This window comes from Achromobacter ruhlandii (genome assembly GCF_902859695.1).
Lineage (GTDB): Bacteria > Pseudomonadota > Gammaproteobacteria > Burkholderiales > Burkholderiaceae_B > Achromobacter > Achromobacter ruhlandii.
This window is the reverse complement of the sequence record NZ_CADIJL010000042.1, coordinates 1-13,710: the sequence shown is the minus strand read 5'-3', so window position 1 is coordinate 13,710 and position 13,710 is coordinate 1. Positions and strand designations below refer to the sequence as shown.

Below are 13,710 nucleotides of genomic sequence, written 5' to 3'. Positions count from 1 at the left end.
CGCCTTGCCGACCCGCCGCGACCGGCCCGCCTCCGCTGGTTACCCCTTCGCCAATTGCGCCGCCAGGGCCAGCGCCTGCGCCAGGAACGGCGAGGCGTCGTCCTTGCGATAGCTGGCGATCACCGGCGACACGAAGGCCTCGGCGTCGATGCGCACGTGAGCCACGTCGCGCCGTTGCAGGCGCTGCACCGATGCCGGCACCACCGTCACCCCCAGGCCGGCCGCCACCAGGCCGATGGCGGTCTGCAGCTCGTTGGCCTCCTGCGCGACCTGCGGCGCGTGGCCCGCGGCGCGGAACAGATCCAGCACATGATCGGCGAAGTTGGGCCGCGGCCGGGCCGGATACAGCACGAACGGCTCCTGCGCCAGCCGGTCGACCGAGACGCTGTCGCAGCCGGCCAGCGGATGGCGCAGCGGCACGGCGGCCATCAGCGGCTCGGTCATCAGGACGCGGCGCTCGATCGCCGGATCGTCCAGCAGGATGCGGCCGATGCCCAGGTCGATGCGGCCGGCCTTGAGCGCCTCCAGCTGCGGCAGCGTGGTCATCTCCATCAAGCCGACCTCGACCTGCGCGTCGGCGCCGCGCAGTTGCCGGATCAGCTCCGGCACGAAGCCGTACAGCGTCGAGGGCACGAAGCCGATGCCGAACCAGCGCCGCCGCGCCTGGCCCAGCCGGCGCGTGCCCTCCAGCACTTCGTCCAGCCGCGCGGTCAGCAGCCGCGACTGTTCCAGCAGGAAGCGCCCGGCCTCGGTCAGGCGCAGGGCGCGGGTGGTGCGTTCGAACAGCGCGACGCCCAGTTCCTCTTCCATCTGGCGGATCTGGCGGCTGAGCGGTGGCTGCGCCATGTGCAGCGCTTCGGCGGCGCGGGTGAAGCTGCCCTCGCGCGCCACCGCCTGGAAGTAGCGCAGGTGCCTGAGTTCCATGGTTTATCCAAACCCTGAAGGTATAAATGGAGACCCATATAGTCTTGGACTTGGCGATCTAACGCAAGCGATACTGCACGTCACCTGAAGAACCTGCTCTGGAAAGTATGAATCCGGTAACGATAAACTCGGTCGAGGCGATCCTGGTGGATCTGCCGACCATCCGCGCCCACCAGCTCGCCATGGCCGTGATGCAGCGCCAGACGCTGGTGATCGTGCGCCTGCGCTGCAGCGACGGCATCGAGGGCATCGGCGAGGCCACCACCATCGGCGGCCTGTCGTACGGCGAGGAAAGCCCGGAAGGCATCAAGCTGGCCATCGACACCTACCTGGCGCCGGCGCTGGCCGGGCTGGACGCGGCCAACATCCACGCCGCCATGCGGCGCCTGGAAACCGTGGCGCGCGGCAACCGCTTCGCCAAGTCGGCGCTGGAAAGCGCGCTGCTCGATGCCCAGGGCAAGCGCCTGGGCGTGTCGGTCTCGACCCTGCTGGGCGGCGCCGTGCGCGCCAGCCTGCCGGTGCTGTGGACCCTGGCCAGCGGCGACACCGCGCGCGACATCGAGGAAGCCGAATCGCTGCTCGCCAGCCGCCGCCATAACACCTTCAAGCTCAAGGTCGGCCGCCGCGCCGTGGCCGACGACGTGGCCCACGTGTCGCGCATCAAGCAGGCGCTGGGCGAGCGCGCCCGCGTCACGGTGGACGTGAACCAGGCCTGGAACGAGGCCGACGCGGCCGGCGCCATCGCGCGTCTGGAAGCGGCCGGCGTCGACCTGATCGAACAACCCATCCCGCGCGCCAACCTGGCCGGCATGGCGCGGCTGGCGGCGCGCTTCGTGGTGCCCATCATGGCCGACGAAGCCGTCAACGGCCCCGAGGACGCGCTGGCCATCGCGCGCCTGGGCGCGGCCGACGTGCTGGCGCTGAAGATCGCCAAGTCGGGCGGCATCCACGAAATGCTGCGCACCGCCGCCGTCGGCGACGCCGCCGGCATGTCGCTGTACGGCGGCACCATGCTGGAAGGCTCGGTCGGCTCGATTGCCTCGGCGCATGGCTTTGCCTGCCTGCCGCGGCTGTCGTGGGGCACCGAGCTGTTCGGCCCGCTGCTGCTCAAGGACGACATCGTCGCCAACCCGCCGCGCTACGCCGATTTCGAGATGGTGATCCCCACCGGCCCGGGCCTGGGCCTGGAACTGGACGAAGACAAACTGGCTTTCTACCGCAGGGACCGCTGACGCGCCCTGCCCCACGGTTGTTCCCGCGCGCCGGCCACGCATCGGCGCGCGGAAAAATAATTCAAGCACACGGAGACACGACATGGTTTTGCGCCACGCTTTCAAACACCTCGCCCGGGCCTGCATGGGCCTGGCCCTGCTCGGCGCCGCCAGCGGCGCGATGGCCGACGGCTATCCCGACCGGCCGGTCAAGTGGATCGTGCCGTTCCCGCCGGGCGGCGCCATGGACAGCATCGCCCGCACCCTGGGCGAGTCGATGGGCAAGCAACTGAACACCTCGTTCATCGTCGAGAACCGCGCCGGCGCCGGCGGCAACATTGGCGCGGCCAGCGTGGCGCGTTCCAAACCGGACGGCTACACCATCCTGATCGTGGCCAACGGCATGGCCGTGAACCCGGCGCTGTACGCCGACCTGAACTACGACCCGATCAAGGACTTCGCGCCGATCTCGCTGCTGGCGGTGGTGCCGAACGTGCTGGTCACCAACCCCGCGCGCAACGATGTGAAGAGCGTGGACGAAGTGATATCCAAGGCCAAGGCGCAGCCCAACCACTACACCTACGCCTCGGCCGGCGTCGGCACCTCGATCCACCTGGCGGGCGAGCTGTTCGTGTCCATGGCCAAGATCGACATGCTGCACGTGCCCTACAAGGGCAGCGGCCCGGCCATCGCCGACCTGCTGGGCGGCCAGGTGGACTACATGTTCGACAGCGTGACGTCGGCCAAGCCGCACATCGAGGCCGGCAAGCTGCGCGCATTGGCGGTGACCACCGCCAAGCGCTCGGCCGCCCTGCCCAACGTGCCCACCGTGGCCGAAAGCGGCCTGCCCGGCTACGAACTGATGCCCTGGTTCGCCGCCTTCGCGCCGGCCGGCACGCCGCCCGAGGTCGTGGCCAAGCTGAACGCGGCCATGCGCCAGGCCCTGAACGAGCCCAAGGTCAAGGCGACGCTGGACTCGATCGGCGCCGAACCGATCGGCGGCACGCCCGACGAACTTCGTGACTACCTGGCCAAGGAAACCGCGCAGTGGAAGGTGCTGGTGAAGGAACGCAATATCAAGATCAACTGAGTCCCGCGCGGACTCGAACCGGGCGTCGCGCACACCCGCAACGTCACGAACGCCGGCTGGAAGTCATTCCGGGCCGGCGTTTTTTTGGCGAGGCCGGAAATCCGGCGCGTGGCACGCTATGGCCTGGCGATCTTCGGACCTGCTGGCGCCCGCCCCTGTCATCGCGATTGCCGCCCCGCCATCGCAATCACGGGAGGCAGGCGATCGGCGCTCAGGCCGGCGCGGCCGTCGTATCCAGCAGATGATCGACAATGGCCAGGATCTGCTCGGCGGCTTCGGCGATGTGGTGTTCCAGGGCCGCCTCGGCCTCGCCGGCGCGGCCCTGGCGACAGAATGCGATCAGGGCGCTGTGCTCGTCGTGGGCCTGCTGGCGGATCGGCGCGTTGACGATCTGGAAGCGGAAATAGCGTTCGGATTTTTCATGCAGCGCGCGCACCATGGCCAGCGCCGCCGGCCGCTGCGCCGCGCGGTACAGCAGCTCGTGCAGTTGCCAATTCAAGCGGCCCCACTGCTGCGGTTCGGCGCTGTCCATCCGCGCCACGATGCGCGCCGCCTCGTCCAGTTCGTCGGGCGTATGTTGCGAGACCGCCAGCCGCAGCAGCCAGGGTTCCAGCCGCAGGCGGATGTCGAAGAACTCCTGCACTTCGGCGCGCGACAGCATCGAGACGTAGGCGCCGCGGTGCGCGATCATGTCCACCAGGCCTTCGGCGCTGAGCTGGCGGATCGCCTCGCGCACCGGCAGCCGGCTCACCCCCAGTTCCTCGGCCAGCAGTTCCTGGCGCAGGGCGGAGCCCGGCGCGATCGCGCCGGACAGGATGCGGTCGCGCAATTCGTCGACCACCAGGTCGACGGCGGTCTTGCGCACCAGGCGGCCGGCGGATCCGGCGGCGGCGCGGGGTTGGGTGGCGCTGGCGGGAGAGGTATTCTGGGACACGTCACATCCGGTGGAGGATTCCGCCCGGCGGACGCCGGACGGCGGCGGATCCGCTCCACCTGCCCCACGCCCAGGAAAACCCCGAGAGACAGCCGGTGTCCGGAACCCGTTTAATGTGAGTATATTGGATCCATGATCCAACATAAATCCGCGCCCTTGCCGGGGCGATGGTTCGAGGCCGTGCGCCTCGTTTTTCTGGCTTTTTTATTTTGGATCCAATATCCAATCAATAGCCCGACAATACAAGCCGGGCGGATCACGCAACAGGAGCGGCAGCATGAGCATTCAATGGCAAGGCGTATTTCCCGCGGTCACCACCAAACTGAAGCCCGATTTCTCGCTGGACGCGGACGCCATCCGCCAGGGCTTGGAGCGCCTGATCGCCAACGGCGTGGGCGGCGTGGTGATGATGGGCATGGTGGGCGAAAACGCCCAGCTCGCGCCCGACGAAAAGCTGGAGGTGCTGCGCATCGCGGTCGAGACCGTGCGCGGCCGCGTGCCGGTGGTGTCGGGCGTGGCCGAGACCGGCACCGCGCGCGCCGCGGCCTTCGCGCGCCAGGCGGCGCAGATCGGCGTCGATGGGCTGATGGTATTCCCCGGCCTGACGTACAAGTCGGACGAGCGCGAAACGGTGGCGTTCTATCGCAGCGTGGCGCAGGCCAGCCCCCTGCCGATCCTGCTGTACAACAACCCGCGCGGCTACGGCGTCGACCTGACGCCGGACCTGGTGGCGCAGTTGCTGGAGGAGCCGACCATCGTCGCCATCAAGGAGGAATCCTACGACACCACCCGGGTGACCGACCTGATCACGCGCTTCGGCGACCGCCTGGCGGTGGTCTGCGGCGTCGACGACCTGGTGCTGGAAAGCGCCGCGCTGGGCGTCACCGCCTGGGTCTCGGGCATGGCCAACGCCGTGCCGAAAGCGTCGGTGGACCTGCTGCGGCTGGCGGTCGAAGGCGACTTCAAGCGCGCCCGCAAGCTGTACGCGGCGCTGACGCCGCTGTTCCACCTGGACACGGTGGTCAAGCTGGTGCAGCACATCAAGCTGGCCGAGCACCTGATCACCGGCAGCGCCGAAACCGTCAAGCCGCCGCGCCTGGACCTGGCCGGCACCGAACGCGAACGCACCCTTGCCATCACCCGCCAGACACTGGCGGATCTTTCAGCCCTGGGCTACTGATACCGGAGCCACCATGACCCGCACCCGCCTGCCCGCGCTGGCCTTCAGCGCCCTCTCCTTCCTGGCCTGCGTCGCGGCCGCCCCCGCCGCGATGGCGGCCGACTATCCCAGCCGCTCGATGGAGCTGGTGGTCGCCTACCAGCCCGGCGGCGGCAGCGACAACACCGCCCGCGCCATCGCCGAGGCGGTGCGGCCGCCCCTGCTGGCGCAACCGACCGTGGTCATCAACAAACCCGGCGCCAGCGGCTCGATCGGCTGGTCGTACGTGGCCAACGCCCAGCCCGACGGCTACAAGCTGGTGCTGATGACGCCGGAAATGCTGGTGGTGCCGCTCATGGGCATCGGCAAGACCACCGTCAAGGACTTCCAGCCGATCGCCCGCTTCACCGACGATCCGTCATCGGTCACGGTGCGCGCCGACGCGCCGTGGAAGACGGTGGAGGAATTCCTCGACTACGCGCGGAAGAATCCGGAACGGGTGGCGGTGTCCAACGCCGGCATCGGCACCGTGCCGCACATGGCGGCCGCGGCGCTGGGCGAGCAGACCGGCGTGAAGTTCGTGCACGTGCCCTACCAGGGCTCGGCCCCGGCCATCATGGGCCTGCTGTCCGGCGACGTGCAGGCCACCACGGTGGCCTATGCCGAACTGCAGCAGCACGTGGACACCGGCAAGCTGCGCACCCTGGCCGTGATGGCGCCGAAGCGGCTCGACACCCTGCCGGAGGTGCCGACCATGAAGGAACGCGGCGCCGACCTGCAGTTCAGCGTCTGGCGCGGCATCGGCCTGCCGAAGTCGGCCCCGGCCGACGCCATCGAAAAATGGCGCAACGCCGCGCGCCAGGTGGCGCAGTCGCAGGACTTCCAGGCCCTGATGCGCAAGCAGAACCTGACGCCGTCATACGCCGACCAACCGCAATTCGCGGCCGACGTGGCGCGGCAGGAACAGGCCTTCAATGCGTTGGTGCCGAAGCTGAACCTGAAACCCTGACGCGGGAATCCGGACGCGGAAAACAAAAACCCCGGCTCCAGGCCGGGGTGGGAATCAGGTCTTGACGAGCCATCACTCCACCGTCGCCCCCGACTTCTTCACCACCTCCGCCCAGCGCGGAATTTCCGTGGCCATCAGGGCGCGCAGTTCGTCGGGCGTGCTGCCGACCAGTTCCATGCCCATGGTCTTGCCGAGCTTTTCCTGCACGTCGGGTTCCTTCACGATCACGGCGATCTCGGCGGCGAGCTTGTCGAGGATGGGCTTGGGCGTGCCCTTGGGCGCATACACCGCCTGCCACGAGGCCATCTGGAACCCGGGCACGCCGGCCTCCTGCATGGTGGGCACGTCGGGGGCCAGCGAGATGCGGTCCTTGGTGGTGACGGCCAGCAGCTTGAGCTTGCCGGTCTGCAAGAGCGGCAAGGCGGCGGTCATCTGGTCGAACATGAACGTCACCGCGCCCGAGGACACGTCGACCATGGCGGGCGGCGTGCCCTTGTACGGCACGTGCGTCAGCGGCACGCCGATCATGCTGGCGAACAATTCGCCGGCCAGGTGGGTGGAAGTGCCGGCGCCGGACGAGGCGAAGGTGCGCTTGGACGGATCCTTCTTGAGCAGCGCGATCAGGTCGGCCACCGAGTTCACGCCCAGGTTCGGATCGACCAGCAGCACGTTCGGCAGATAGGCGATCAGCGAGACCGGCTCGAAGTCCTTGACCGGGTCGTACTTCAGGTTCTTGTAGAGGCTGGCGTTGATGGCATGGGTGCTGATGGTGCCGCCGAACAGCGTGTAGCCATCGGGCGCGGCCTTGGCCACGTAGGTGGCGCCGATGCCGCCGGCCGCGCCGGGCTTGTTCTCGACGATGACGTTCTGGTGCAGCCGGTCGCCCAGCTTCTGCGCCAGCACGCGGCCGACCACATCGGTGGAGCCGCCCACGGTAAACGGCACCACGTAGGAAATCGGCTTCTGCGCCGGCCACTCGGCGGCCGCGGCCGGCAGCGCCCACGCGCCCAGCAGCGGTCCTGCCAGCAGCGCGGCCAGCGCGCTGCGACGTTGCTTGTTCATGTTTGTCTCCTGCCCTCTGTGTTTTATAGGCATGGGTCGCCGGCCGGTCGGCCGGCGCCAGGGCTCAACGGCCCTGTTCTTTGCGCCAGGCGGCGAACTTGTCCTTGGTGGCCGGGTCGGTGGGCGGATACAGGCCCAGGATCGACGCGCCGGCCTGCACCTGGCTGGTGACGAAGTCCTCGAACGCGGTCATCTCCACCGCTTCGTCCGCGATCTCGTCGGCCAGGTGCGCGGGGATCACCACCACGCCCTCGCGGTCGCCCACCACGATGTCGCCGGGAAACACGGCCACGTCGCCGCAGCCGATGGGCGCGTTGATGTCCAGCGCCTGGTGCAGCGTCAGGTTGGTCGGCGCGGACGGCCGGTTGTGGTACGCGGGATAGCCGAGCTCGGCGATCTCGGGCGAGTCGCGAAAACCGCCGTCGGTGACCACGCCGGCCACGCCGCGCTTCATCAGGCGGGTCACCAGGATCGAACCGGCCGAGGCGGCGCGCGGGTCCTTGCGGCTGTCCATCACCAGCACCGCGCCGGGCGGGCAGGTCTCGACCGCGGCGCGCTGCGGATGGGCGCGGTCCTCGAACACCTTGATGCTGTTCAGGTCCTCGCGCGCCGGGATGTAGCGCAGCGTGAAGGCCGGGCCGACCATGTTGGGCAGCGTCGCGTTCAGCGGCCGCACGTCCTGGATGAACTGGTTGCGCAGGCCGCGCTTGAACAAGGCGGTGCACAGCGTAGCGGTGCTGATGCCGGCCAGCTTGGCGCGGGTGGCGGGATTCATGTCTGACACGGAAAACTCCAGGGAAAGCGATTCAGGGGATGGCGGGTTCAGAAGATTTCCGGTTCCGGCACGGGCGCGCCGAAGCTGGTTTCGAGGAAGTCGAAGTCGCAGCCCTCGTCGGCCTGCAGGATGTGTTGCGAGTACATCCAGCCGTAGCCGCGCTCGTAGCGCTTGGGCGGCGGCGTCCAGGCGGCGCGGCGCGCGGCCAGTTCCTCGTCGCTGACGTTCAGGTGGATGCGGCGGGCCGGCACGTCGACGGTGATCAGGTCGCCGGTCTTGACCAGCGCCAGCGGGCCGCCGATGTAGGCCTCGGGCGCGGCGTGCAGGATGCAGGCGCCATAGCTGGTGCCGCTCATGCGGGCGTCGGACAGGCGCAGCATGTCGCGCACGCCCTGCTTGACCAGCTTGGTGGGGATCGGCAGCATGCCCCATTCCGGCATGCCGGGGCCGCCCTGCGGGCCGGCGTTGCGCAGGATCATGATGTGGTCGGCGGTGACGTCCAGGTTCTCGTCGTCGACCGCGGCCTTCATGCTGGGATAGTCGTCGAACACCAGCGCCGGGCCGGTGTGTTGCAGGTATTGCGGCGCGCAGGCGCTGGGCTTGATGACGCAGCCGTCCGGCGCGATGTTGCCGCGCAGGACCGCCAGCGCGCCCTCATCGTAGATGGCGGTGTCGAGCTTGCGGATGACATCGTCGTTGTAGACCTCGGCGCCGGCGATGTTCTCGCCCAGCGTCTTGCCGGTGACGGTCATGGCCGACAGGTCCAGGTGGCCTTCCAGGCGCGACATCAGCGCCGGCAGGCCGCCGGCATAGAAGAAGTCTTCCATCAGATACTTGTCGCCACTGGGCCGGATGTTGGCGATGACCGGCACCTTGCGGCTGGCGGCGTCGAAGTCGTCCAGGCCCACCGGATGGCCGGCGCGGCGCGACATGGCCACCAGGTGGATGATGGCGTTGGTGGAGCAGCCCATGGCCATGGCCACGTTGATGGCGTTCTTGAACGAGGCCAGCGACAGGATGCGCTGCGGCGTCAGGTCGTCCCACACCATCTCGACCACGCGGCGGCCGCATTCGGCCGACATGCGCATGTGGTTGACGTCGGCCGCCGGGATCGACGAGGCGCCCGGCAGGGTCATGCCGATGGCCTCGGCGATGGCGGTCATGGTGCTGGCCGTGCCCATCGTCATGCAGGTGCCGTAGCTGCGGGCGATGCCGCCTTCGACCTCGGTCCATTGTTCCTGCGTGATCTTGCCGGCGCGGCGCTCGTCCCACAGCTTCCAGGCATCCGAGCCGGAACCGAGGATCTTGCCCTTCCAGTTGCCGCGCAGCATCGGGCCGGCGGGCACGTAGACACAGGGCAGCCCGGCGCTGATGGCGCCCATCAAGAGGCCCGGCGTGGTCTTGTCGCAGCCGCCCAGCAGCACCGCGCCGTCCACCGGGTGGCTGCGCAACAGCTCCTCGGCCTCCATCGCCAGCATGTTCCGGTACAGCATGGTGGTGGGCTTGACGAACGATTCCGACACCGAGATGGCCGGCAGTTCCACCGGAAAGCCGCCGGCCTGGAACACGCCGCGCTTGACGTCTTCGACGCGCTGCTTGAAGTGGCTGTGGCAGGGGTTCAGGTCGGACCAGGTGTTGATGATGGCGATGATCGGGCGACCGGCCCAGTCGTCGGGGCCGTAGCCCATCTGCATCATGCGGGAACGATGGCCGAACGAGCGCAGGTCGTCCTTGGCCATCCAGGCGGCGCTGCGCAGGCTTTCGTAGGTGCGTTTCATAGGCGGGTGCGGGTCCTGGGGTGCGAGGAAATGAAGGAGACAAAATCGTTGACGAGGCCATTTAAACACTAATACATTAGTGCGTCAGCTAGGTGAAAACCCGCTACACTGCGGTTCCACCACCGCCCCGTCCACGATCGACCTTTACCGAATTTCGCCCGATGCCTAGCCACAAGCTCAGACTGGACCGCTCGCGGCATGCCGCGCCGCAGGTCTTCGAACATCTGCGCGAACAGATCATTTCCCTGGAGCTGGCGCCGGGCGCGCCGCTGTCGCGCGTGATGCTGGCCGAGGCCTACGGCCTGAGCCAGACGCCGATCCGCGACGCCCTCATGAAACTGGCCGAGGAAGCCTTGGTCGAGATCTATCCGCAGCACACCACCGTGGTCAGCCGCATCGACATCGCCGCGGCGCGCCAGGCGCACTTCCTGCGGCGGTCGATCGAACTCGAAATCGTGCATCTGCTGGCGCAGAAGCCCGATCCCCTGCTGATTCAGCAGCTACAGGCCAGCATCGAGCGCCAGCGCGCCTGCCACGCCGCCGGCCAGTACCCGCAATTCATGGAAGCCGACCAGGCCTTCCACCGCGACATGCACATGGCCGCCGGCGTTACCGCGTTGTGGGACATGGAGCAGCGCTACAGTGGCCACGTCGACCGCCTGCGCCGCCTGCACCTGCCGGAAGCCGGCAAGGCCGAACGCATCATGGACGACCACCAGCGCGTGCTGGACGCCATCGCCGCGGGCGACGCGCCGCGCGCGCAGCAGGCGCTGCGCGAGCACCTGTCGGGCACGCTCAGCCAGGTGGCCGAGATCTGCAAGCGCTATCCGGACTACGTGCTGGCCGATTGAAGCGGATGGCCGGCGCGTGGAGTCACCGCGCCGCCTTACTCCAGCGCATAGCGCACGATCAGCGTGCGGCCGTCCCGAACGGCATGCACCAGCACGCCCTCGCCGGCCGCGTCCAGGCCGAGCAGGCCGCGTTCCTGGTCGGGCGAGAGCTGGAACGGCCGCCAGTGGCGACCCTGGTCGCGGGTGTAGAAGTACGTGCGGGTGTAATCGCCGAATGAGAAAAGATGATCCGCGTAGGTCTGGACCACCCAGCCCTGGCGGCCGAACCAGGCCTGGCCGATCCACGTGGGCCGGCCCCGCACGTCTGGCGTGGCGGCCAGTTCGTGCCAGTTGCCCTGGTCCGGCTCCAGGCGGAAGATGCGGTTGCCGTGCGTGGCGTACACCGGCTGGCCCAGCACCGGCCACGATAGCGGGTCCTGCGCCGGCACCGGGGCCACGTCGGGGGTGATGCGGAACGCCGGCGGCGCGCCGTCCTGCAACCGCACCTCGAAGCGCCGGGTCTCGATGCGCCGCGCGCCGCCACCGGGCGCGACGCGGTCGCGCCAGCTCCAGCCGACCGCGCGATCGGCCGCCACCGGATACAGCGACCAGCCGTAGGCCAGTCGTTCGCCGGCGCCGGCCCTGTCCGCGTGTTCGGAAAAGGCCTTGCCATAGCTGTCGCTGTCGGGCCAGACCTGCTCGCGCAGCCGCAGCGTCGACCAGCGCCGGGCGCCGTCTTCGCTCACCAGCAAACGTTCGCCATCGGCGCCTTCCGCCAGCGCCAGGGCGCGCGCGTCGCTCAGGAACATGGTGTGGCGCTGCGGCGCGCCCAGCGCCACCTCGGGGTCCCGGCGCCAGCTGGCGCCCTGGTCGTCGGAACGCAAGACCTCCCGGGCCGGCGGCTGCTCGCCCTCGGCCGGCCGGCGCAAGGTGCCGGTGACCAGGTACAGGGCCTGGCCAGGCGTGCCGATCAGCGTCACGCCAGCATCGCCGCCGATGGAACCCAGCAGCGCGTAGCGGCCGTTGTCGCGGCCGCCATAGATCAGGTTGCGGACCTCGCGCGCGGCCGCCCCGCTGCGCAGCAGCGCTTGCGCCCGGCCGCTGGCCGGCGCGCCCTCAGGCGTCTGCGCCGCCGGCGCGGGCGGACGGTCGCCGCCGGCCGCGGCCGGCACCAGCGCATCCAGCACCGGTGCCCGACCCAGCCCGGCCAGCTCGCGGTCACCCGAGATCAACTGTCCGGTCAGGTACTGGTGATCGCCATAGCGGTACAGGCGCGTGCGGGAATAGCCGGCCAGCGGCGGGCCGTCGAGTTCGCCGATGACCTCGCTGCGCGTCAATGGCTGGCCTTCCGGCACCAGTTGGTGCAGGCCGTAGGCCAGCAGGCCGGTCGCGGCAATCGCGGCCACGCCGGCGAACCCCCTGATATTCATCGTGCTCGTTTCTCCTGGAACCGGACTGCCGCGGCGTGTGGCCACGTTGGCGTCCGGACGGACGAGACTATACCCGCGCGCCGGTCATGACCGGATCTTTCTCTATACTGGGGCCACACTGACACGGAAGCCGCTCGGGAAACGCCCTCATGACAGCAAGGCACGCGCTACACACCCTGATCCTGGCCATGCTGGCGGGATCGGCCTGGGCCCAGCCGGCCGTCACGGCGGCCGGCGGCTGCGCGCCGCTGACGGAGCGCGACGGCAACGCGCGGCCGTGCGACGTCGGCGGCCCGCCACACCAGGCCGAAGACGCCGCGCCCGCGTCCGTCAACGGCTCGGACTGGCAGCCGCTGGCGCCGCAGAGCATGCCGGGCGTGTTCTACGACGGCGCCTCGATCACGCAATTGTCCGAACGGCCGGTGGTGATGCTGGCGACGGTGGCCTGGTTCTATGCGCAACCCCGGGTTTCGGAGACCAACGGCCAGCCCTACGGCTCGGTGACGCAGGCCGTGATCATGAATTGCAGCAACAATACCTACACCGTCACCGAGACCCAGCATTTTGCCGGTCCCAATGCCACCGGCAGCCTGGTGGAATCGCTGCCCGTGGCCGGCATGACGAACGCGCCGGTGGTGCGCGATCCCGTGCAGCGCTCGCTGCGCACCGTGATCTGCCCGGCCGACGGCCGCCGCGCCCGGCCCCAGGGCACGGCGGCGAGCCGGGATGCCACGCCCTAGCCGCGCCAATAGCGGTAGAGCGCCCGCGCCGCGGCGTCCAGCGCGAAGCCGAGCGCGCCGATCAGCAAGACCATGGCCATCAGCTCCGAATAGGCCAGCCGGTCGCGCGTATCCAGGATGAAGTAGCCCATCCCCGCCGACACGCCCAGCATTTCACAGGGCACCAGCACGATCCACAGGATGCCGATGGCCAGCCGCACCCCGGTCAGGATATGGCCCAGCACCCCCGGCAGGATCACATGGCGCAGCGTCTCCCAGCGGGTCGCGGCCATGCTCTGCGCCAGTTGCAGCCAGCGCGCGTCCAGTTGCTGCACGCCGGCGGCGGTGTTCAGCACGATGGGCCAGACCGCGGCAAACGCCAGCAGGAAATACACCGGGTCGTCGCCCACGCCGAACACCATCACCGCGATCGGCATCCATGACAGCGGCGAGATCATGCGCAGGAACTGCATGGCCGGCGACAACGCCGCCTCCAGGCGCCGGTAGCTGCCGATGGCCAGGCCCAGCGGCACGCCGATGGCCAGCGCCAGCCCCAGTCCCACGGCCACGCGGCGCAGGCTGACCAGCACGTGCAGCGGCAGGTCGGAGCCGGTCAGCAACTGCCACAGGCTCGCGAACGTGGCGCCAGGCGCAAAGCGCCGCGCCATGCCGCCGGCCGGCGCCAGCACCTCGGTGCCCAGCCACCACAGCCCCAACAGCGCCGCCAGGCCGCCCAGGCCCAGCACGGCGCGCGCGGCCGCGCCGTCGCGCCGCGCGCGTGGCGGGGAC

At 69.4% G+C, this 13,710-nt stretch carries 13 protein-coding genes; 6 read left to right on the top strand and 7 right to left on the bottom strand.

The features are described from left to right. Positions 1-39: 39 nt before the first annotated feature. On the bottom strand, positions 40-924 hold the full coding sequence (locus HV742_RS28770) for a LysR family transcriptional regulator (protein WP_049073985.1): 885 nt from the start codon (positions 922-924) through the stop codon (positions 40-42). 107 nt (positions 925-1,031) lie between these two features. On the opposite strand from HV742_RS28770, the gene HV742_RS28765 reads away from it, so the two are divergent. Then, a complete protein-coding gene (locus tag HV742_RS28765; RefSeq protein ID WP_175147010.1) occupies positions 1,032-2,156 on the top strand; it encodes a muconate/chloromuconate family cycloisomerase in 1,125 nt (374 codons plus the stop codon). A gap of 82 nt (positions 2,157-2,238) precedes the next feature. Next, complete coding sequence (locus HV742_RS28760; protein WP_049073987.1) at positions 2,239-3,225, top strand: Bug family tripartite tricarboxylate transporter substrate binding protein; 987 nt, start codon at positions 2,239-2,241, stop codon at positions 3,223-3,225. A gap of 211 nt (positions 3,226-3,436) precedes the next feature. Here HV742_RS28760 and HV742_RS28755 read toward each other — a convergent pair whose 3' ends face one another. Beyond that, complete coding sequence (locus tag HV742_RS28755) at positions 3,437-4,159, bottom strand: GntR family transcriptional regulator (protein ID WP_421436969.1); 723 nt, start codon at positions 4,157-4,159, stop codon at positions 3,437-3,439. A gap of 277 nt (positions 4,160-4,436) precedes the next feature. On the opposite strand from HV742_RS28755, the gene HV742_RS28750 reads away from it, so the two are divergent. Next, the gene (locus HV742_RS28750; RefSeq protein ID WP_175147009.1) at positions 4,437-5,339 is read left to right on the top strand and encodes a dihydrodipicolinate synthase family protein; all 903 of its coding nucleotides are present in this window, start codon (positions 4,437-4,439) and stop codon (positions 5,337-5,339) included. A 13-nt stretch (positions 5,340-5,352) separates the two neighbouring features. After that, positions 5,353-6,327, top strand: coding sequence for a tripartite tricarboxylate transporter substrate binding protein (locus tag HV742_RS28745; protein ID WP_175147008.1), 975 nt, complete (start codon positions 5,353-5,355; stop codon positions 6,325-6,327). A gap of 72 nt (positions 6,328-6,399) precedes the next feature. Here HV742_RS28745 and HV742_RS28740 read toward each other — a convergent pair whose 3' ends face one another. From HV742_RS28740 to araD, 3 genes are all read right to left on the bottom strand, one after another. Beyond that, the gene (locus HV742_RS28740; RefSeq protein WP_063581780.1) at positions 6,400-7,389 is read right to left on the bottom strand and encodes a Bug family tripartite tricarboxylate transporter substrate binding protein; all 990 of its coding nucleotides are present in this window, start codon (positions 7,387-7,389) and stop codon (positions 6,400-6,402) included. A 64-nt stretch (positions 7,390-7,453) separates the two neighbouring features. Beyond that, positions 7,454-8,164, bottom strand: coding sequence for a ribonuclease activity regulator RraA (locus HV742_RS28735; protein ID WP_006385340.1), 711 nt, complete (start codon positions 8,162-8,164; stop codon positions 7,454-7,456). Between the two features lie 47 nt (positions 8,165-8,211). Continuing rightward, the gene (araD, locus tag HV742_RS28730) at positions 8,212-9,942 is read right to left on the bottom strand and encodes an L-arabinonate dehydratase (protein WP_175147007.1); all 1,731 of its coding nucleotides are present in this window, start codon (positions 9,940-9,942) and stop codon (positions 8,212-8,214) included. Between the two features lie 161 nt (positions 9,943-10,103). On the opposite strand from araD, the gene HV742_RS28725 reads away from it, so the two are divergent. Further along, positions 10,104-10,793, top strand: a complete 690-nt coding sequence (locus HV742_RS28725; RefSeq protein ID WP_054416941.1) for a GntR family transcriptional regulator — start codon at positions 10,104-10,106, stop codon at positions 10,791-10,793. 35 nt (positions 10,794-10,828) lie between these two features. Here HV742_RS28725 and HV742_RS28720 read toward each other — a convergent pair whose 3' ends face one another. After that, the gene (locus HV742_RS28720; protein WP_175147006.1) at positions 10,829-12,202 is read right to left on the bottom strand and encodes a hypothetical protein; all 1,374 of its coding nucleotides are present in this window, start codon (positions 12,200-12,202) and stop codon (positions 10,829-10,831) included. A gap of 149 nt (positions 12,203-12,351) precedes the next feature. Here HV742_RS28720 and HV742_RS28715 point away from each other — a divergent pair, with 149 nt between their 5' ends. Then, positions 12,352-12,942 carry a surface-adhesin E family protein gene (locus HV742_RS28715; protein WP_175147005.1) on the top strand — a complete coding sequence of 197 codons (591 nt, stop codon included), beginning with the start codon at positions 12,352-12,354 and terminating at the stop codon, positions 12,940-12,942. Here the strand turns inward: HV742_RS28715 and HV742_RS28710 are convergent. Continuing rightward, positions 12,939-13,667 (bottom strand): ABC transporter permease, encoded by a 729-nt coding sequence (locus tag HV742_RS28710; RefSeq protein ID WP_083037075.1) that lies wholly within the window; start codon positions 13,665-13,667, stop codon positions 12,939-12,941. The two genes, HV742_RS28715 and HV742_RS28710, sit on opposite strands and share 4 nt — an antisense overlap. Positions 13,668-13,710: the final 43 nt, after the last annotated feature.

Excerpts from the sequence above, each read along its gene's own strand:
- HV742_RS28715 (WP_175147005.1), top strand. The coding sequence starts at position 12,352 with ATGACAGCAAGGCACGCGCTACACACCCTGATCCTGGCCATGCTGGCG.
- HV742_RS28770 (WP_049073985.1), bottom strand. The coding sequence starts at position 924 with ATGGAACTCAGGCACCTGCGCTACTTCCAGGCGGTGGCGCGCGAGGGC.
- araD (WP_175147007.1), bottom strand. The coding sequence starts at position 9,942 with ATGAAACGCACCTACGAAAGCCTGCGCAGCGCCGCCTGGATGGCCAAG.
- HV742_RS28765 (WP_175147010.1), top strand. The coding sequence starts at position 1,032 with ATGAATCCGGTAACGATAAACTCGGTCGAGGCGATCCTGGTGGATCTG.
- HV742_RS28725 (WP_054416941.1), top strand. The coding sequence starts at position 10,104 with ATGCCTAGCCACAAGCTCAGACTGGACCGCTCGCGGCATGCCGCGCCG.
- HV742_RS28740 (WP_063581780.1), bottom strand. The coding sequence starts at position 7,389 with ATGAACAAGCAACGTCGCAGCGCGCTGGCCGCGCTGCTGGCAGGACCG.
- HV742_RS28745 (WP_175147008.1), top strand. The coding sequence starts at position 5,353 with ATGACCCGCACCCGCCTGCCCGCGCTGGCCTTCAGCGCCCTCTCCTTC.
- HV742_RS28720 (WP_175147006.1), bottom strand. The coding sequence starts at position 12,202 with ATGAATATCAGGGGGTTCGCCGGCGTGGCCGCGATTGCCGCGACCGGC.
- HV742_RS28760 (WP_049073987.1), top strand. The coding sequence starts at position 2,239 with ATGGTTTTGCGCCACGCTTTCAAACACCTCGCCCGGGCCTGCATGGGC.
- HV742_RS28750 (WP_175147009.1), top strand. The coding sequence starts at position 4,437 with ATGAGCATTCAATGGCAAGGCGTATTTCCCGCGGTCACCACCAAACTG.
- HV742_RS28735 (WP_006385340.1), bottom strand. The coding sequence starts at position 8,164 with ATGAATCCCGCCACCCGCGCCAAGCTGGCCGGCATCAGCACCGCTACG.